Source organism: Rubrobacter calidifluminis (assembly GCF_028617075.1).
Lineage (GTDB): Bacteria > Actinomycetota > Rubrobacteria > Rubrobacterales > Rubrobacteraceae > Rubrobacter_E > Rubrobacter_E calidifluminis.
This window is the reverse complement of sequence record NZ_JAQKGV010000006.1, coordinates 33,453-50,851: the sequence shown is the minus strand read 5'-3', so window position 1 is coordinate 50,851 and position 17,399 is coordinate 33,453. Positions and strand designations below refer to the sequence as shown.

The following is a 17,399-nucleotide window of genomic DNA, read 5'->3' as shown; positions in this document are numbered from 1 at the left end:
AAGAAAATCCCGGCTTCGAACAGAGATCCCTGTGGCAAAGACGTCTACGAAGTAGCGCTCGCGGACCACCAGGAGGAAGGAATGGGAGACTGGAGCAAGGAGATAGAGAGGGAGGCAAGGGTCTACCTCCCGGTGCACCCCGGCGAGATCCTGCGCGAAGAGTGGCTGGTTCCGCTCAAGATGAACGCAGACCGGCTCGCGAAGGCACTCGGGGTGCCCCGCCAGAGCATCTACGAGATCGTGAACGAGAAAAGGGGGCTTTCGGCCAAGATGGCTCTGAAATTGGCTCGCTGGTCCAGGACCAGTGAGAGCTTCTGGCTGAACCTCCAGAGCAGCTACGATCTGGAGAGGGCGAAGATCGAAGCCGGAAGATGGAGTGGTAGATGATGCCGCTCGACGCCGCCTGGAGCAGAGGACGGCAGCCCGCACCTCCGGTCGCGGGCCTCTTTCAGGGAGCTGCCGGGCCTGGATTCGAACCAGGACTAGCTGATCCAGAGTCAGCCGCGTTCAGCAAGCATTTGCCTTAGATAAAGGATAAAAGGAGCGGTCAGTCGTTGTATTACCATAACGTTACCATAACGCGCTGCTCAGGACGGCTCCTGAGAGAGATCAGGCAAATCCTCGAGATCGGCGACCAAGGAGGCCGGAAAGAGCTCGTTGAGGCGCTTGACGGCCATGGCCTGCATGCCGGGCACGAAGTGAGTGTAGGTGTTGAGGGTGGTGGTGGGGCTCGCGTGCCCGAGCATACCAGCGACGACGGCGACGTGTGCACCGTCGAGGGCCATGATGGTGGCCAGTGAGTGTCTGAGATCGTGGAAGCGGACCGGGGGTAGCCCCGCAGCCTCGAGGTCCTTGCGCAGGTAGCCGGAGACGTTGTTGGGATGTATCCACCCGCCGCGACGGGTGGTGAAGATCAAGCCCGTCTCCCGCCAGGCTGGCCCCGCGCGCATTCTCTCTTCGAGCTGTCGCTTGCGGTGTATGCGCAGGACCGCCTCGCCAAGCTCCGGCAGCCTCACAGTCATGCCGGCGCCCGTCTTCGTACCTTCCACGAGCCTGACGCCCTCGGAGGAGCTCAGCAGGCGCCTGTGGACCCGAAGTAGCGGACCTTCGGCGTCGCGCGAGAGGTCTTCCCAGGAAAGCCCCAGAATCTCCCCGCTTCTCAGACCTGTGAGTGCGTCAAGGACGTAGAGGGGGAAAAGCCGGCGCGTTCCCGCCCGCTCAATGAATTGGAGGACCTGCTCACCGGAGAGCACTGTTGCCGGGCGCTTCCTCTTCGGCGGGGGCGTGGCGTCGAGGACCGGATTGCGAGGTATCATCCTCCAGCGCACGGCCTGGTTGAACGCGCGCCTCAGGGTCCTGTGGACGTGCAGGACCGTCTCGCTGGAGAGGCCCGAGTGAAGCTTGGCAGCATAGAGCTCGTCTATATGTGCCCCGGTCAGCCTGTCCAGCTTGAGACGTCCGATGCGCTCGGGATGGACGTGGCACCTGATGACATACTCGTAGTCGTCGTAGGTGCGCACGCTCCTGGCGCGGACCCTGAACCACGCCAGCCAGCGGTCCAGGTACTCGGCAACGGTGAGGTTCTTCGTGTCAAAGACGATCCCGCCATCACGCTCAGCCAGCTTCTCCCTGAGCTTCTTGCGGCACTCGTTCTTTGTACGCCCGTATACGCTCCTGAGCTTGCGCTTACCGTCAATATAGACGGTGTAGTTCGACTGCCATAGTCCGTCTTTCCTCCGGCGCGGCTCGCTCCCTTCCCCGTTTGCTCTAGCCATGCGCTCATTTTCCCGAACAGTGCGAGCGCTCGCAAGAAGTTTGGCCACCTGGCTCTTGACCCTGGAAACCCGGCACTCATAGAATGCCAGTAGGCAGGCAGGAATCGAAGGGAGGGATATGAGGAGGTTAGTATATCTCAGTGCACTTTGTGCACTGGCGATGCTAGTTTTTGCTCCAGCAGTGTTGGCACAGCCGGATAAAGACTGCTCGGACTTTGCAACTCAACAGCAGGCACAGGCGTACTTCGACGCACATGGCGGCAGTGCCTCAAATAACTTCGACAACCTCGATGCCGACCACGACGGGATAGCCTGCGAGAGCTTGCCAGGTGGCAGCAGCGCTCCGGCGAGTTCTCCGACGAGCTCCACACCCGCTACGAGCACTCCGGCATCCAGCACGCCAGCCGCGCAACAATACTCTACGCCGTCCACCGGGACAGCCCTGAACGCCGGCGGGAACCTGCCGCTTCCCAACACCGGCGGGCCGAGCTTGCTGCTTCCGATCGGCACCGGGGTTCTCGCTGCAGGCGCTCTGCTCATGATCTTGGCGAGGCGAAGCTAACACACAGTGAAAAAGCTCCTGCCTGCACTGGTAGCCCTGCTCCTCGCGCTCCTCACCGGGTGCTCGGAGCAGGGCGCCGTTTCATCCAGTAGCTCACCGTCCGTCTCAAGCAGCGCAACAGTGCAGGCCAAGAGCAGTAGCGGGGCGAGTGCAAAGCCGGCCACAACACACACTGTAAGGCACACCCCACCGGCCACACACCGGAAAACGCCGGCGAGCTCTGCTCCAGCGGCAAACAGCAAGCCGGCGAGCTCCCCCCATACGCCGGCCTCCGGGCTGGCCTCCAGGGGGACGGTGGTGACCGTGACTCGCGTGGTGGATGGAGATACGATCTACATCTCACCACCGATAGATGGCCTCACCGACGTGCGGTTGATCGGCGTGGATACGCCCGAGACCCACAAGCCAGGAACACCTGTGCAACCCTATGGCCCACAGGCGGCGGACTTCACCACTTCTCATCTGTTGGGGAAGAAGGTGGCTCTCGAAACCGACGTGGAGAAAGTGGACCCGTACGGCCGTCTACTGGCCTATGTGTGGACCTCTCCGAACACGATGTTCAACGAGGTACTCGTCAGGCAAGGATACGCGCAGGTGGCAACGTTCCCGCCAAACGTGAAGTACGTGGATCGCTTTCTGGCGGCCCAGAGACAGGCCCGGGCAGAAGGACGCGGGCTCTGGGGACTCCCGCCTAGCCAGCTCTGCCAGGAAACCGATAGAGGAAACGGGATAGGAGGCGGGTGCTCTACCGCTCTCACGAGCAGCCCTCCGCCAGTACCACAAAGCCCGGCCAGCTCCCAGCCTGCGGGATCAGCTGCGAGTGGCGTGCCGCCAGCCACGAAGTACGACTGCCCGCCAGGATACCCGGTGAAAGCCAACCAGTCGGGGATCTACCATGTGCCAGGTGGTGCATATTACGACGAAACTACCCCGGTGAGGTGCTACGCCACACCGCAGGATGCCGAGGCTGCAGGATATCGAGCGGCAAAACGATGAATTAGGAGAAGAGATAAATGACTTGCTATCTCATTGAGTTGGATAAGGACAACAAAGGTCAACTGTATATGAGACCATGGATATACACCGTTGCAAGAGAGATCGAGAGCATACAGAAGGGATATGTGCCGGGTAAGACTCTTTTTAAGATCTGTCCTTATGATGACAAGGAGGAAACGGCTAAAAGAGCCGTCATGGTGTATCTTAACGGACAATTCGCAGAACCTGAGCGTATAGAGAGATGGGTTAGAAACGCAAAAGCTCGGTATGAAGAATTTAAAAGGACCCGCAAGATCCCTGAAGTTAAAAACCCACACGAATGGGAATAAAGTCCCCATAGAATGAAGGATCAGCGCCGCTTCGGGTCCTCCGGTAGATAGCCGGCGACAAACGTCACGAGCGCGACCAGGAGCGTCAGAATGGCGCCCTCCACGCTCGCGGGCAGATCCACGTGCCAGATCGTCTCGATGGCGTAGAGCACGAGCGTGGTCAACGCCGCGCCGATCGTCGCCCCGGTCACCTTCGGCGATACGTCTCTCATCGCTCTCATCCCCCGACCACGATCGCGTCGAAGCCCGCTTTCTTCAGCTTCGCGACCATGTTCTCCGCGTTCTTCCTCTCGGTGAACGCCCCGGTCTGCACCCGCCACAAGCCGTCTGCTTCCATCACGTATGCGTCGTAGCCGGCGGACTTCAGCTTTGCTACGAGCTTTTCGGCGTTCTGCTTGTTGCCGAAAGCTCCGCACTGCACGCGGTAGAGTCGAGAGGTCGGAGAACCACCGCCAAGATAGTTTCGCACGAGCCGCATGTACTTTAGCCACGGGAAGTTCGGGCCCGGGTCCGTGTGATCTGCGTCAGGCACCTCGCTATGCCCGATTATGTGCGAGCGGTCTATCGGGATGCGGTAGCGCTCGCAGATGTTCGCTACGAGCTTCGCGCTACCTCTGAGCTTCGCCTCGGTCCAGTCCTGGGGTCGGCCGTAGCCGGTATGCTCGACCCCCACCGAGTGCTGGTTGTAGTACCAGTTGCCCGCATGCCAGGCGATGTAGCGCTCCTGGATGTACTGATCCACGCTCCCGTCGTCTCCCACGCCGTAGTGCGCGAGGCCGCCGGGGCCGAACGAGATCGGGTGGAAGCTCTCTCCCTGGGTGTAGTGGATCACGACGTAGGTGATGGCCAGATCGTGCGGGCGATTGGCATACGTCCAGGCTGAAGACGGTATGTCGTAGACGACGGCACCGGGGTAGTCTGCTTTCCAGGAGGCCTGTGCTCGCACCTGCTTGCCCGCCATCTTCGTCTCCTCCTGGGGCGGGCGGCCGCTGCTCAGACAATCTGCTTCGTACTTCACCCTATTTCTCCTTTCCGGCCGGTCAGTCCACGATGGCGATCGCCGTGCTGTTGGGGTTCTTCATGACCCACGACAGGAGCGACACCGGCATCCAGGCATAATCGTTCTTGCCCCACATCCCGCCCCACGAGTTCTTGAGGCGTACGCGGTCCACGGGGCCTACACCCACCTGAGCTCTGATCACGCAGATGGCGTGACCGCCGCGCACGTAGCCCGAGCGCTCTATGGTGTCGTCGGGGCCGGGATTGTCATAGCCCGAGTACCAGTCGAGCGCGAGGATGATTGGACCGTGGCCCAAGAGCCACGCCAGAATCGCGTTCACGTCGTACTCGAAGGCGTAGGTGTTGATCCAGCCGCGCTTTTTGGCTTCCTTGCAGGCGTCTCTCGGGATGGCTCCCTCCTGCGGGGGGTTGCTCTTCCAGGAGCCGGGGATCTCATCCCACTCCGTAACAGCGTGATAGCCGTCGAAGGCATCCTGCGAGGTGAGATTTTTCTTGTGTGGCAGGGCGTTGGCTGCGTTGCACGTGGAGAACATCGTGCATGCTCCCTCACGCTCCTGATCCAGTACGGGGAAACCTCTATAGCCCCAACCCACGTCGCCCTCGAGCTTGCTCGTGGCCTCGCCGTAGGCCATGAATTCCTGGAGCCGGTAATCTCGTTGGTCCTCGGGACCAACGATCCGGCCCAGTTTACCTGCGAATGCAGCCATTTGGCTCCTTTCTGATCCGCTGCCGAAGTCCCAAAAGAAAAGCCCCCTTGTGGGGGGCTTCGGGAAGCTATATGGCTGGCTCAGCGCAAGTCAGGATTTCCCGGTCTCGAATGGATGACCCGCGCTGGCTGTTCTCTGCTCGCCTTCTTTCTCCTGTTGCTCCTTTCGCTCGCGTTCATCTATCATCCTAATCCAGGCGAGAATCGACCTGCGGTCAAAGAGCTTCACGCCCGTGGAGGAAGCTATCTCGTACGCTCCAGCTGTAAATCCCTGTGGGGCTACGACCCACCCTTCATCACACTCATGGTGACGCATGCCAGCGTAGACTTCCTGGACGGGCTTGTTGCCAACAGCTCTTTTGTAGTTCTTGCACTGGATGGCTACGCGGTGCCCGGTGTTGTCCTCGATGATGATATCCACACCCTGATCCCCGGAGCCGCCGAGCCCCAGCACGCGCGGGTAACCGAGTGTTCTAAAGATGAGCGCTACGTAGTCCTCGAACGCTTCACCGTTCATGTTCGGTACCTGCTCCAGCATCCCGAGCAGCTCACGGGCTTCTGGTGTCCTGGGAGGCCTGCTCTTGAGGATCAGATACCCTGCAAGCAGGAAGCTGTAAAACAGCCCAAGCCATACGTTGTATCCGAAAAGACCAAGCCCTACGATGACAGCTAGCAATACCTTCGCTGTCGAACCGTCTCCCGTTTTTCTCCTGCGCCTCGACAGGCGAGAACCTTTCTTCAGGGAGAAAGCAAAATGAACCCCGGTATGCAGAAGAACTCTCAAGAGCCATAGACCAATAAACAACGGGAGCAACATCATCCTTATAAAAAGGGAGATCAGAATACCCAAATCTCGTCAACCTCGCCTTTCCTGCTGAACTGCTGCGGCTTTTACTTATATCGTTCATACGCAGAAAATCTTTAGTCCCGCCCATCCCGCCTCCATGGATACGGCCAGATGCGGTGATTCAGGCGGCCGAGTCGGTAGCCTATGGCGAAGACGGAGGCAGAGAGCACCGTCCCCGCCATCGCCGCCGCGACGAAGGCGTAGAGGATGTGTGCGACGAGAAGCTCGTGCGCCCGGATGGGCCCGACGCTGACAGAGAGCGTCACCAGCAGCGCCACGGCCCAGAGCGCCGCCGCGAGGAACATCTTCGAGTACGCGAATGCGATGAGCCAGACGCTTGCCTTGCCGTCCTCTGAGCGACCGAGCAACCGGAAATGCCCGATCGCCAGCACCGTGGCAGCGATGGCGAAGAGCACATAGACCACGATGCGTGAGACCTCCAGATAGCGCGTCTCGTCGATGAAGAACACCACCACCCCGACGGCGATCGGGACGACGACGAAGAGAAGCGGGAGCCTAGCGGCTATCTTCTCTGCGATCCGCTGCATGCCGCTCCTCCTCGAGTATGTTCATCGCGCGCAGGAAATCTTCCTCCGTGAGCGCTTTCCTCATCCGCACCCTCACCTGCCGCCGCCTTTCTATCTCGCGTAGCTGCTTCTCCAGGCGCTCCTCTACCTCGCGCCGCGCACGCGGCGGATAGGCCCATGAGAAAAGCCAGCTAAGTTTTCTTCTTGGCATCAGCCAGCTCTTTCCGGAGATCGTGGATCTCCTTTTTCATGGCCTCGACCTGCTCGCGCAGCGAAGCGATCTCGCTCTTCATGCCGGCGTTCTCCTCGGTGAGCTTGAGCACGAGCTGCTGGAGCTTCTCGTTCTCGGAATCGAGCGCGTCGTTGCGCTTGCGCTCGAGCTCGTAGAAGGTCGCGGGGATGAGCACTCTCGCGTAGGTGAGCGCCCAGAGGATGAGCAGGAGGAGAACGACGACCCCGCCGCGATCCAGGATCTGCTCTACCAGGCTCTGTGGCGGCGTCATGACGCTTTCATGCCGGGAGCACCTCCTCCACGCCGTAGATGGCGGCGTAGATACCGCTCGCGCTGGCGCGAAGGTCTATCGTCTCCCCGCCACCTACGAGCCACTCCGAGACGTCCTGGGATGCCTTCCCGCCGGCCGGGACGCTGAGTGCGTTTTCGAGGAGGACACCACCGACCCAGACCGAGACGGTCGCCGCAGCCTGGTTCGGATTCACGAAGCGGATGTGCCGGATCACGCCGCGCACGTTCTGCTTCGCCTGATAGACCGCGGTCCTCGCTGTCGGCGCGATGCCACCGAAGAATCGCGCCAGATAGTCACCCGGCGCGCGCGTATCCGTGGAGCCTGGTGCCGGGCTCGCGCCCCCGCCGGCCGGAAGGACCGCAGAGCCGAACTGGTACGTGGTGTAGCCGACCGGGAGAGCCGGGATGATGGGATTCCGACGCGCCGGGAGAACAGCCGTGCCGTAGTCCGCCATGCTACACCGCCGTGTTCACCCAGACGCCGGCTGGCAGGTTCGATGTGCCGAACATCATCTTCGCGTACACATCGCTCCCGACCGTCATCGTGTCGCCGTTTCGGGTCGCGTTGGCGCCGTTGGGCAGGTAGAAGCAGTCGTAGAGAAGCCCCCGAGCGGTACCGTACGTGGTCGGGTTCTGCTGGGTCGGCGCAAGCAGAACGCGGCTCGCCAGCGGAGCGCCGATGGCGATGTCTATTGTCTGCGTATCTCCGGAAGTCACTGTCCACGCGGAAAGCTTATGGCAGAAATTGTATGCGTCGGTGTTTCCGGCAGACTTTCCGGGCTGCCGGGATGTGCCGCCATCCGCCGTGTAGTAGAAGGTCCCCAGGCTGCTCGTTCCGCTGATGCACAGGGGGAACGGTTCGTTCGGGAGCAGAGAGTCGAAGAGGCCGACATAGAACGCCGAGCCGGATCCGGCGGCGAGGCAGATCCGGTTCGCCGTCACGCTGATGTAATACGGCGCAGAGGATGCCGCCTGCACGTACGCATACGGCACGCTACTCGAGTTCAGCGCGACGCCGCTCGTCTCATCGCCGAATGAGCCGTTCGCGTTCAGCACCTGCCCGTAGCTTCTGCCGGCCACAGGTCGGATCGCATTTCCGCTCGCTGTGACGAATCCCTCCGAGGCGGATACGTTCAGGTTCTGCGAGGAGTCGACGCGGAAGTGGACGTAGAAGTCCTGGCCGAAAGAGTTGGCTCCCGTGCCGCTCCCGCGATTCTTCCATACCCGGTAGGTGGAGCCAGAGATCGTCACGTCCTGCACGTAGTCCCAGTTCGCATGTGATGTGAGCATGGACTCGAGCTGGGAGAGTAGATCCGCACCCGGTGTGGACGTAGAAGACGAGAGCGTTCCGCTCGTATACGACATATGTCAGATTCCTCCCTTCAAGAGCGCGGCGAAAGATGTTGCGGCTCCGCCCTGCGGCTTTGCCCAGGTGCCGTCGCCACGCAGATACGTCGTGGAGTCCGCCGTTCCGCTGCCGAGCTGCGTGGCCGGCACATGGCCGTTCCCATCGAGAGCCGCAGCGCCGATATCGGCTGGGGCGAGCGCATCGGATCCGCCGGCCGCATGCGTGCTTTTGTGCGGTGCGGGGGGGAAGGTGGCAGGTTTCTGCGAGATCTCCGCCCAGCTCGGCACGTACGACGCAGGCTTGAACGAGCTCGCATGCTGGCCGTCGAGCAGGTCGGCGTCGAGACCCGATCCGCTCCCGTCCACGCGCTCGATGGCGGCGAGGATGGCGGCATCGCTCATCGCGCCGCCTGCGCTGGACTGGTAGTAGAAGTAGGTGGCGGTGAGCGCCGTGCCGCTCGGGATCGCGAGATTCTGGAAGCGACCGCCCGACGCGTCCTCGGCGAAGTCAGTGCCGCTCGTGTACTGCAGTCCGTCCGAGGTGCGCACGAGCGAGAGCGAGCCAGCCACGAGCGGCGAGTTCGAGAGCGCCCGGTATGCGTTCTGAGCTGGAGCCGTGACGCTCTCCTGCGCGTATCGCGCCTGCGGATCCTTCCCGAGCTCTTTCACCTCCCCGGCCGCGAGCCGGACGATGCTGCGCGAAACCTTCTTCGCAGAGAACTGCCCGTAGCGGTCTATCTCGCGACCGAGATCTCGTCTCATCCTGCCCTCCTCGCGGTGATAGTCGATGCGAACGCCGGCGAGTCGGTGCCGTCGTCGGGAAGCGCCATGTCGTCATCGAGCTCCTCGACGATGTAGACGCCGCTCTGGGCGATCGAGCGGCGCCGCACGTTTATGACGTCCCCCACCTCTAGTGCGACGTTCAGCGGCGCGGCGATCTGGATGGTGTTGCCGTCCAGCGAGATGGCGCGCGCTATCTGATCTGCCATCACGCTGGCCTGAGCTTCCGAGACTGACTCGTCGACCTCCTTCCAGTAGATCTTGCTGGCCGGCGTGAGAAACGGCGTGTCGACGATGCGCTCCACCGTGAAGCCCGCCCGCGCCACCGTGCCATCGCTCTTCTTCTGGTCTCTGCGGTAGACGCGCACGCGCGTGTATACGTCCTCATCGGAGAACGAGCGCGTGCGGCTGAACATGTTCACATCTTCCTCGTAGAACCAGCTCGCGCCGCCAACCACCGGCGGGGCGCGGAAGATCATGCCGCCCTCATCCGTCTCGATGAGCTCGTAGCCGAGCAGGTCCCGGATCTCCGAGATGACGTCCATGTACGTACGCTCCCGGTCCACCTCGGCCGAGTAGGTGACGGTGGAGTCCTGGATCTGTATGAGATCGGCGTCGATCCCGGCCTCGATCGCGAGATCGGCCACCACCTTCGTCGCCTTCGCGTTCGCGTAGTAGAGATCCCGCCCCACAGACTGGTCGAGCAGCTGGCGAAAGACGCCGCGGCCGGTGATGCTGATTGTGGCGGCCTCATCGTCTATCTCCACCTCGTCCATGTAGCCAGCGAAGCGGGTCGTGACTTCGCCGCCGTAGCCGGCCTTCAGCACGAACCTGGTCCCGGGGAAGAACACGCCGCTCCAGCGCGTGTGCGCCACTTCCGGATCGTAACGCCGTCTCGGATTAGCGATCACGATATCCGCGCCCTTCGACGATGCGTCCGTCGAGCGGGAGATACGCGCCGAGACGAGATCACCGGAGACCGCCACGACCTCGTTTATCTCCTCGAAGTAGACGTCCCGGTCGGCTGCGTCGCCGCGGCTGAAGACGAGTGTGAAGCCGCCGCGGTGGTTGTAGCGGACGACCGGGGCCGCATCGTCGGATGCGGCGGGAGGTGATGAGACGAGCTGCTCGGGCGCAGCCCAAGATGCGCCGCGGTCGAGTGAGTACGTGCGCCACACCTCGCCGTCGCGCTGATAGACGAGAGCGAGCAGACCACGACTCGTTTCGACCGCGGCCGGGTGGAAGTTCTGCCCTCCCGCGGTGACGCGCACCGGGTACGCCGGGTCGATCTCGAGCGCCACGACTCAGCCCCACACCAGCTCGAAGTACTGCCTGAGCTTCACCTGGTTGGTCTTGGTGTAACTGCTCTGCGTCACGTTGCCACACGGGAAGACCATGTGAAGAAGCACATTATCGGTCGTCGCATTAGAGCTGCCGTAGCCACCCATCTGATACCAGAACAGCTCGGAGAACGTCACGTTGCACTCCGCGAGGTCCCAGTCCACCGAGTAGCTCGTGACGTAGTCTTTGCCGGTCGGGCGCGTAGTGGTCCACGCCGTTCCGTCCCACCACTGCCGGTTGATCGTGAAACTCGCGCCGTAGCTACCGTACTTCGCCGCCACCTCGGTGCCGGAGAGCGTGGTGTCCGAGCGGCTTGGGGTGGCGGTGCCATTCCCAAGACGGACACCCACATACTGGTTCGACGTACCCTTGACCTGGTTGGTGAACCACTTGTCGAGCAGCACCATGTTCGTATCCGCGGTGCCGCGTGTGAGGTATACGGTCGCGGTGATCGTCATGATCTGGCTCCCCGTTTTCGTGACCGTGATCGGGTTGCCGTTCGCGTCGCGGAAGAGCGCGCGGGTATAGACGGTATACGGGCTGGGGTTGTTGGCGCTCTGGCCGTTTGGGTTGTAGGCGTTATAGAGTCCGACCTCTCCGAGCGTGTAGTTTGCGACGGTCTCGGAGAACTGGTATTTCCGCCGCATCCACCACACCTGATTCGCCTCGTCGGCCATGTACTGCGTATAGCTCTCGACCTGCGCACTCGTGGCCGTCTCGGCGTATGAGCGCTGCTGCGCGAGCGTCGTATCCGTTGGAGCCGGCGTGCTCGTGCCAGACCCGACCACGCAGCCGCCCATGAAGTTCATCGCCGATGAGGATAGAGTGCCGTTCCCGGCGAGCGCCTTGCGTCCCTCGTTCGTGACCACGTTGTACGCCTCTGCCTCGCGAACGACCGCACGGCTTTTCGCGTCTATCAGCTCGACGTGGAAGTGGTTGTGGAGCCTCACTGACGCGCGCGGCGGAGTCCATATCTCGTAGTTTTTCATGGATTCACTCCCGTATACTCGACCTGGCGGAACCCGCCGACGCTGACCTGGACCGTCTCGCCGGGTGCGCCCTGCGGAGCATCCGGAAACTCTGCCTGCCGGAACGCACCGACGGACGCCGGCACGGTCTCATCCTGCGCGGAGAGCTCGAACAGCACGAACTCGAACTGACGGAAGTTCGAGACGCCAGCCGGCACGGTCTCGTCGGGAGATGCGATGTAGACGTAGTGGCGGGTGGTTTTCAGCATGTAGATATCGCTCGTGATCCCGTTGTCGTATGCGTAGACGACGCCGAGCGTGTAGTCGGCGAGCCGGAAGACATGCGGATCTCGCTTCGTGCCGCCCGGCGGGAGATCGAGCGCCACCTCCGTGCTCCAGCTCGAGCCGCCATCGAACGACTGCCGGTAGCAGAGCTGGCCGGAGCGAGTGTAGACGACGACTATGCCGTCGTCGTTCGTCCCGACCTCCGGCGGATCCGCCCACGCCCGCACGATGGACGCAGCACTACCCGAGCCTATCGTGACCGGCGCGGACCATGTAGAGCCGGTTCTGCGCCGGAAGAGGAGCGTGCCGGCCGGGTTCTCGTAGACGCAGAGAAGATCGGCACTGGTGAAGTCGCCCGTGGTGGAGAACGAGCCGTCGTAATCGATATCCGGATTCAGCCCGGCGAAGAGTGCGGCCGGGGCATTCCACGTGATCTCGGGGTCGTTCGTGGCGGAAGACGCCATGCGGTAGATCTGGCCGCCACGCTCGAAGAGCACTTCGTAGTGTCCGTCCGAATCCTGGGCCACGGTCGGGTTCACGTCTATATTCGATTCGACGCCACCACCGGTGATGCGCGCCGCGTCTACGATCCCGAGCATCTTCTCGCGATCCCGGTAGAGTTCGAGCACCCAAGCCGGCGCGGCGTCGTTGCCCCAGGTCTTCCTGAGGTCGTCGATCTTCTTCAGGAGCGCGCTGGAGAGCGGCTTCATCCGATCTTCCGTCCCCGCACGAACGTCAACTTCACAAGGTTTACCTCCCGCACCCGGCTGTTCTCGACCGGCGTGATCTCGAGTGCGCCCTCGATCTCCACCTCGTACGTATCGCCGCGGAGATCGCGGAAGGTGAGGAGCGTCACCGAGTAGGCGCAGTCATCGAGGATATCCTGGTTCGCGAGCGAGGAGGTAGGCGTGGTGGAGTCGAAGCGAAACGTGGCGGTGCCGCGGTAGCTTCTGCCGCCGACGGTCTCGATGTGTGTATCGCCCGAGAGCAGATCCACGCTCGCCTTGCGGTACGAGGACTGCCATCTCTCCCAGGAGACGCAGCGGTCCGAGATGAGATATCCGTCCGAGGCTCGACGAAGTTCCGGTGTGGCCATCTAGCCGCGCCTCCTTCTCGCGCGCAGCCTGTCTGCGAGCAGGCTCGCCATTTGGTCAGCATCGAAACGCTCGGCGCCGGGCCCGCGGAACTCGACCACGATCCGGCTCACCGACTCGACGCGCGTGGTGAGCACACCGGAGTCGCCACGTGCGCGCGCTCCTCTCACCCCGGCGAGCTGCGGCACGCGCACAGCCGGCGTATCCGGCACCATCGCGAGCGCCAGCTCCCGCGAGGCGCGTCTCACCTCAGAGATCTGCCGTCTCACGCCGGCGATATATCCGAGACCGGTGTAGTCGCCGAGCTGCATGAAGAGGCGGGACGGCGAGTGAGCCTGAATCGCACGCCGCCCGGCCTCGTACGCCCGGCGCAGCAGGTTGCCGACCGCAGATCCGACCGCGCCGGCCATCGAGAGGATGCCGCGGATCAGACCGGCGACCGCGGCACGCCCGAGTGCGTAGAGCCGCGAGGCGAGACCTGAGAGCACGCCGACCACGCGCGAGGACAGAGATGCGAAGAAGCGTACCACGGCTGAGATCCCGGCGGCGACCACCGCCCGAAGCCGCCCCATCGCCGCCGCCACTACCCTGCTCACGGCTCCGAAGGCGGCCGCCGTGATAGCGTGAACCCTGGCCCATCCGGCCGCGACGAAGCGCGATGCCACCGCCACCCCCGCGAAGATGACCGCGCGAATCCGCGACCAGACGGCGACCATCACCGCGTGGATAGCGTTCCAGACGGCGATTGTCCTCGAGCGGATGAAGTTCCATCCGGCGACGACCACGGCACGAACTGCGGCGAGAGCCCGACGGGCGATCGGGCCGAACGTGCCGAGAATCCGCGCGAGCACAGCGTGGATGGCAGACCAAGCACGCGATGTCACGGCGCGAATAGCGGACCAGGTAGCCGCGACTATCTGACGTGAGCGACCGAGGCGGGATCTGATCGCGAGTATGATCAGCCCGAGTGCGGTGATGAGCACGACGCGGATCACGCGCCAGGCCGCAGCAGTCACGGCCCGCACCCCGGCCCAAACGCGGCCGAAGAAAGCCCTGATTCCGCCGAAGATCGCGACGGCCCGGGCGCGTATGTTCCGCCAGATCCGGGTGAGCATCGGGCCGATCCGGCTCCAGTTTCTGTAGACGAGGTAGCCGACCGCCACCAAGCCGGCGATCGCCCCGATCGCGATCGCAACCGGCGCGGAGACGAGCCCGATGGCGGCTGCGGCGAGAGACATAGCCACGCGCAAAAGCGTCCCGGTCCTGATGAGCCGGAAGAGGACGAGGGCGAAGCGACCCGCGGGCCCAGCCACGCGCATGAAGGCTCCGGCGAGTGGAGCGATACGCAAACGCAAAAGCGCCATCACGCCACCCGCCGCAGCAGCGCTCGCGCGAAGTCGAAGGAGCGCGCGTACAGCTGTGAGCGTGCCGCCGAGCCCGAGCGCTCTGAGCGCGAGGTTGAGCGCGATGATCTGCACGATCACGTTTCGGACCGGCGCCGGCATGGCGTTGAACGTGCGCAGTAGCAGATTGATAGCGCGCAGCAGCGGCGAGAGCGAAGGCAGCGCGGTTCCTAGATTTCCGAGAGCTATGCCGAGCTGCTCGACGAACGTGGCGGCTGCACCACCGCCGAGCTGCGCCAGCCCGCGGGCGAGGCCGGCTATCGCTGCGGCGAGACCACGGGCCGCCGGCACAGCCTGCTCGAGCCAGTTGCGGATCTCGTTTCTGCCGCGCGCCGACTGTGTGAAGCGCAGGAAGCGCAGCGCGAGTTCGTCGAGGTAGGAGACGAAGCGCCGCGCGAGCGGCATCGAGATCGCGAAGACGTTGGCAAGCGCGCCGGCGAAGCGGCCTAAAGCCGAGGCTGCCTGCGCGGTGAGAGATGGTAGCGCGCCGAGTATCTCGCGGTAGCTCCTGAGCTGAGCCGGTGCGGTGAGCTCCCGCGAGAGCCGCGCGAACATCGAGCGCAGCGCCGCTCCGGTTCTCGCTGCGGCATCGGCGAGCGCGGGTATGGCGCGCCGGGCGAGGTCGAAGACGTCTGCGGCGAGAAGCGCGAGGTTTCGGGTCGCGCCGGAGGTCGAGAATGCGCGCGCGAAGGTGTTCTGAAGTCGCTCGAGGCTCGATCCGAAAATGCGCGCCGCCTCCGTGTTCTTCTTCATCTCTTTCGCGAGCGCCATCGCGGCAAGCGCCATGAGCCCGAAGCCGCCGATCACGCCCGCCCCTGCCGCACCGACCACGACGCCGCCGGCGGCGAGCGGGGAGAGTATGGCGATGAGACCGGCGATCGCGATGCCGAGGAGTCCGATGCCACGCCGTCCTTCGGCCGCGGCCCCACCGAGCCCTGCGGTCTCGGCCTTGAGCGCAGCCAGCTCACCTGCGGCTCGAGCCGCGCCGCGCACTTCGACCGGGATCACGACATCGTCGCCTGAGACGGAGCGCATCTCTTCGTGGAGTGCGGCGAGCTCACCGGTGGCCTGAGCCGCACCTCTCACCTCTACCGGGATATCTACGCGCTCGGCATCCGTGCGCCTCGCCTCGCGCCGCACCGCGGAGAGCTCACGGCTCACCTCCGCGAGCTGGCTCTTCACGGCCACGATGAAGCGCAGATATCGCTCCGATGCCACCTAGTGTTTCTCCTTCTCGGCGTCTTTTCTCTGCTTTTCTGCTTCTATCTGGTAGATGATGCGCCAGTCCTCTAGCGTCTCGGGATACTGATCCCTGAGTCCGCCGGCGCGCGGCAGCACGCCGAAGCGGCGGAAGTCCATGTACTCCACCAGAGAGCGCATCGGCCGCTCGTAGGCGGGATCCCCCGCCTCGAAGTCCTCGAAGTACTCCGTGGCGCCGTTGACCCAGGCTTTTGCCTGCCGCTCGAGCTCCTCCCGGCGGCGCGTCTCGCTCGTCACCGGGCCCGCGACGCCGTAGGGTCCTCCTCCTCTTCGCCCTGCGGCGCGAGGTCGAACTCCTCGCGCGAGATGGCGGGGTTGAGCCGGCGGATCTCGTCGTAGATCTGATCCGCGACCGTAGAGTCGAGATCCTTCACCGCTTCGTAGCTCACATCCCTCCCGAGCGACCAGGAGACGATCGAGCGGTAGATCGTGAACAGCCGCGCTCCGCCGACGTCCACCTCGGTGTTCTCGCGCGGCTTTCCGGTCTTCTGGTCTATGCTCACGTCCACCTTAAACATGCGGCTCTGGCGATCGGCCATGTCCCCGGCGGTGAGCTTCCTGAGCTCCACGGTCGCCTCCTCGCCCGAAGGCGAGTGGATAGTGACGGGAAACGTCTCCTTGCGGTCGACGAAGAAACCCAACTTCTAGTACTCCGTTCCGTCTTCGGTGTTCGTGAGAGTGATCGTGATGAAGCGGCCGGTCGTCTCGTCGAGCGCCGGGTGCGCGGTCACCTCGATATCTTTCAGCGTCTCCGAGCCGTCGATCGAGACCGGAGCCTCCACCGTCTGGAGGCTGTGAAGCTCGATCTGAAGCGAGTACGCGTATGTGCTCTCGATCGTCGGGCCGGTAGCCGTGATACGAAGCTGCATCGACTGCGGCTCGTCGGCCAGCGCCCGGCGGTAGTGACCGGGGATGTCGCTTCTGGCCGTGAACTTCAGCTCCGGCTCGATATCCCCGAGCGCGATCGAATCGACCAGCTCGCTTCCAAGTATGAAGTCGTCATCCGAGAGGTTGTTGTTGTAAGTCAGCGTGAAGTTCGACGCCGGAAGCGAAGAGTATGAGCCGCCGGCCGGGCCGAACTCGACCGTAACATGCGTAAACGGGAACTTCTTCGAGGTGTCCTTCGCCTGTGTCGGCTCGGTGGGGTCGGCGACGAGATCGCGGAAGAAGTATCCGGCGGTGTACTTCCAGAATGCGTTCGCCTCGACGCTGAGCTCGAGCTCGTTTCCCAGTCCTCCTACGTACTGGTCACGTATGACCGGCGAAGTGTCGGCGTTTTTGGTCCACAGCGTGATCGGCGTTGGGTTCTGCAGCTGCGCGAGATCCCAGACATGCTGGTAGACCGTCGGCGCGCCCGACGCGTCGGGCTGCGTGCTCGTCGGCGGCCCGAAGAACGACGAGAAGATGAGCCCGACCGAGGCGGGCCTGAGGGACGCTTCGATCTGCGGCTTGTAGATCCGGCCGCCATACTCGATCGGTCCCGGCGCACGCGTCCCGAGCGTCTCGGCATCATTGAGCGTCTCGCGGTCGAACTCCTTCGAGACACTGTTCACGGGCGGTGAGTACGCGGCGGTAGTGGCCGCACTCCTGAGATCGCTCTGCTTCGCGATCCATATCTGATCTGCTCTTGACACTG

The 17,399-nt window shown here is 63.3% G+C and carries 23 protein-coding genes; 4 read left to right on the top strand and 19 right to left on the bottom strand.

All coding sequences use genetic code 11. From position 1 onward, the window contains the following. The first annotated feature begins 81 nt into the window (after positions 1-81). A complete protein-coding gene (locus PJB24_RS06475) occupies positions 82-387 on the top strand; it encodes a HigA family addiction module antitoxin (RefSeq protein WP_273843979.1) in 306 nt (101 codons plus the stop codon). A 200-nt stretch (positions 388-587) separates the two neighbouring features. On the opposite strand, the gene PJB24_RS06470 is transcribed toward PJB24_RS06475, so the two are convergent. Further along, positions 588-1,775, bottom strand: coding sequence for a site-specific integrase (locus PJB24_RS06470; RefSeq protein WP_273843978.1), 1,188 nt, complete (start codon positions 1,773-1,775; stop codon positions 588-590). A 118-nt stretch (positions 1,776-1,893) separates the two neighbouring features. On the opposite strand from PJB24_RS06470, the gene PJB24_RS15890 reads away from it, so the two are divergent. The 3 genes from PJB24_RS15890 (at position 1,894) to PJB24_RS06460 (ending at position 3,662) form a co-directional block, all read left to right on the top strand. Continuing rightward, complete coding sequence (locus PJB24_RS15890; RefSeq protein WP_420541899.1) at positions 1,894-2,337, top strand: excalibur calcium-binding domain-containing protein; 444 nt, start codon at positions 1,894-1,896, stop codon at positions 2,335-2,337. A gap of 297 nt (positions 2,338-2,634) precedes the next feature. Next, a complete protein-coding gene (locus PJB24_RS06465) occupies positions 2,635-3,333 on the top strand; it encodes a thermonuclease family protein (RefSeq protein ID WP_273843976.1) in 699 nt (232 codons plus the stop codon). Between the two features lie 17 nt (positions 3,334-3,350). Then, positions 3,351-3,662 carry a hypothetical protein gene (locus PJB24_RS06460; protein ID WP_273843973.1) on the top strand — a complete coding sequence of 104 codons (312 nt, stop codon included), beginning with the start codon at positions 3,351-3,353 and terminating at the stop codon, positions 3,660-3,662. Between the two features lie 20 nt (positions 3,663-3,682). On the opposite strand, the gene PJB24_RS06455 is transcribed toward PJB24_RS06460, so the two are convergent. The 18 genes from PJB24_RS06455 to PJB24_RS06370 form a co-directional block, all read right to left on the bottom strand. Continuing rightward, positions 3,683-3,874: a hypothetical protein gene (locus tag PJB24_RS06455; RefSeq protein WP_273843971.1), complete on the bottom strand. Its 192-nt coding sequence runs from the start codon at positions 3,872-3,874 to the stop codon at positions 3,683-3,685. A 5-nt stretch (positions 3,875-3,879) separates the two neighbouring features. Continuing rightward, positions 3,880-4,680 carry an N-acetylmuramoyl-L-alanine amidase gene (locus tag PJB24_RS06450; protein ID WP_273843968.1) on the bottom strand — a complete coding sequence of 267 codons (801 nt, stop codon included), beginning with the start codon at positions 4,678-4,680 and terminating at the stop codon, positions 3,880-3,882. Positions 4,681-4,702: 22 nt separating this feature from the next. Next, entirely contained in the window at positions 4,703-5,389 is a 687-nt protein-coding gene (locus tag PJB24_RS06445; RefSeq protein WP_273843966.1) for a C1 family peptidase, read from the bottom strand. 90 nt (positions 5,390-5,479) lie between these two features. Then, a complete protein-coding gene (locus tag PJB24_RS06440; RefSeq protein ID WP_273843963.1) occupies positions 5,480-6,238 on the bottom strand; it encodes a restriction endonuclease in 759 nt (252 codons plus the stop codon). Positions 6,239-6,309: 71 nt separating this feature from the next. Beyond that, positions 6,310-6,783, bottom strand: a complete 474-nt coding sequence (locus tag PJB24_RS06435; RefSeq protein ID WP_273843960.1) for a hypothetical protein — start codon at positions 6,781-6,783, stop codon at positions 6,310-6,312. Further along, entirely contained in the window at positions 6,752-6,973 is a 222-nt protein-coding gene (locus PJB24_RS06430) for a hypothetical protein (RefSeq protein ID WP_273843958.1), read from the bottom strand. Before PJB24_RS06430 ends, PJB24_RS06435 begins: the two co-directional genes overlap by 32 nt. Beyond that, positions 6,954-7,265, bottom strand: coding sequence for a hypothetical protein (locus PJB24_RS06425; protein WP_273843956.1), 312 nt, complete (start codon positions 7,263-7,265; stop codon positions 6,954-6,956). Before PJB24_RS06425 ends, PJB24_RS06430 begins: the two co-directional genes overlap by 20 nt. A 7-nt stretch (positions 7,266-7,272) precedes the next feature. Further along, entirely contained in the window at positions 7,273-7,740 is a 468-nt protein-coding gene (locus tag PJB24_RS06420) for a hypothetical protein (protein ID WP_273843953.1), read from the bottom strand. A gap of 1 nt (position 7,741) precedes the next feature. Then, positions 7,742-8,650 (bottom strand): hypothetical protein, encoded by a 909-nt coding sequence (locus tag PJB24_RS06415; RefSeq protein WP_273843951.1) that lies wholly within the window; start codon positions 8,648-8,650, stop codon positions 7,742-7,744. A gap of 3 nt (positions 8,651-8,653) precedes the next feature. Next, positions 8,654-9,394: a hypothetical protein gene (locus PJB24_RS06410; RefSeq protein ID WP_273843948.1), complete on the bottom strand. Its 741-nt coding sequence runs from the start codon at positions 9,392-9,394 to the stop codon at positions 8,654-8,656. Beyond that, entirely contained in the window at positions 9,391-10,713 is a 1,323-nt protein-coding gene (locus PJB24_RS06405; RefSeq protein ID WP_273843947.1) for a hypothetical protein, read from the bottom strand. The genes PJB24_RS06410 and PJB24_RS06405 overlap by 4 nt, the downstream gene beginning before the upstream one ends. 3 nt (positions 10,714-10,716) lie before the next feature. Next, positions 10,717-11,742 carry a hypothetical protein gene (locus PJB24_RS06400; RefSeq protein WP_273843945.1) on the bottom strand — a complete coding sequence of 342 codons (1,026 nt, stop codon included), beginning with the start codon at positions 11,740-11,742 and terminating at the stop codon, positions 10,717-10,719. Then, positions 11,739-12,716, bottom strand: a complete 978-nt coding sequence (locus PJB24_RS06395) for a hypothetical protein (RefSeq protein ID WP_273843942.1) — start codon at positions 12,714-12,716, stop codon at positions 11,739-11,741. Before PJB24_RS06395 ends, PJB24_RS06400 begins: the two co-directional genes overlap by 4 nt. Next, complete coding sequence (locus PJB24_RS06390) at positions 12,713-13,102, bottom strand: hypothetical protein (protein ID WP_273843940.1); 390 nt, start codon at positions 13,100-13,102, stop codon at positions 12,713-12,715. The genes PJB24_RS06395 and PJB24_RS06390 overlap by 4 nt, the downstream gene beginning before the upstream one ends. After that, positions 13,103-15,721, bottom strand: coding sequence for a phage tail protein (locus tag PJB24_RS06385; RefSeq protein ID WP_273843938.1), 2,619 nt, complete (start codon positions 15,719-15,721; stop codon positions 13,103-13,105). Then, positions 15,722-16,000, bottom strand: coding sequence for a hypothetical protein (locus PJB24_RS06380; protein WP_273843935.1), 279 nt, complete (start codon positions 15,998-16,000; stop codon positions 15,722-15,724). Continuing rightward, positions 15,997-16,404, bottom strand: coding sequence for a hypothetical protein (locus PJB24_RS06375; RefSeq protein WP_273843933.1), 408 nt, complete (start codon positions 16,402-16,404; stop codon positions 15,997-15,999). The genes PJB24_RS06380 and PJB24_RS06375 overlap by 4 nt, the downstream gene beginning before the upstream one ends. 3 nt (positions 16,405-16,407) lie before the next feature. After that, positions 16,408-17,397 (bottom strand): phage tail tube protein, encoded by a 990-nt coding sequence (locus tag PJB24_RS06370; protein ID WP_273843931.1) that lies wholly within the window; start codon positions 17,395-17,397, stop codon positions 16,408-16,410. Positions 17,398-17,399 lie beyond the last annotated feature (2 nt).

Coding starts and splice junctions, on each gene's coding strand:
- PJB24_RS06445 (WP_273843966.1), bottom strand. CDS start 5,389: ATGGCTGCATTCGCAGGTAAACTGGGCCGGATCGTTGGTCCCGAGGAC.
- PJB24_RS06435 (WP_273843960.1), bottom strand. CDS start 6,783: ATGCAGCGGATCGCAGAGAAGATAGCCGCTAGGCTCCCGCTTCTCTTC.
- PJB24_RS06455 (WP_273843971.1), bottom strand. CDS start 3,874: ATGAGAGACGTATCGCCGAAGGTGACCGGGGCGACGATCGGCGCGGCG.
- PJB24_RS06395 (WP_273843942.1), bottom strand. CDS start 12,716: ATGAAGCCGCTCTCCAGCGCGCTCCTGAAGAAGATCGACGACCTCAGG.
- PJB24_RS06410 (WP_273843948.1), bottom strand. CDS start 9,394: ATGAGACGAGATCTCGGTCGCGAGATAGACCGCTACGGGCAGTTCTCT.
- PJB24_RS06475 (WP_273843979.1), top strand. CDS start 82: ATGGGAGACTGGAGCAAGGAGATAGAGAGGGAGGCAAGGGTCTACCTC.
- PJB24_RS06425 (WP_273843956.1), bottom strand. CDS start 7,265: ATGACGCCGCCACAGAGCCTGGTAGAGCAGATCCTGGATCGCGGCGGG.
- PJB24_RS06390 (WP_273843940.1), bottom strand. CDS start 13,102: ATGGCCACACCGGAACTTCGTCGAGCCTCGGACGGATATCTCATCTCG.
- PJB24_RS06470 (WP_273843978.1), bottom strand. CDS start 1,775: ATGGCTAGAGCAAACGGGGAAGGGAGCGAGCCGCGCCGGAGGAAAGAC.
- PJB24_RS06400 (WP_273843945.1), bottom strand. CDS start 11,742: ATGAAAAACTACGAGATATGGACTCCGCCGCGCGCGTCAGTGAGGCTC.
- PJB24_RS06460 (WP_273843973.1), top strand. CDS start 3,351: ATGACTTGCTATCTCATTGAGTTGGATAAGGACAACAAAGGTCAACTG.
- PJB24_RS06420 (WP_273843953.1), bottom strand. CDS start 7,740: ATGGCGGACTACGGCACGGCTGTTCTCCCGGCGCGTCGGAATCCCATC.
- PJB24_RS06415 (WP_273843951.1), bottom strand. CDS start 8,650: ATGTCGTATACGAGCGGAACGCTCTCGTCTTCTACGTCCACACCGGGT.
- PJB24_RS06430 (WP_273843958.1), bottom strand. CDS start 6,973: ATGCCAAGAAGAAAACTTAGCTGGCTTTTCTCATGGGCCTATCCGCCG.
- PJB24_RS15890 (WP_420541899.1), top strand. CDS start 1,894: ATGAGGAGGTTAGTATATCTCAGTGCACTTTGTGCACTGGCGATGCTA.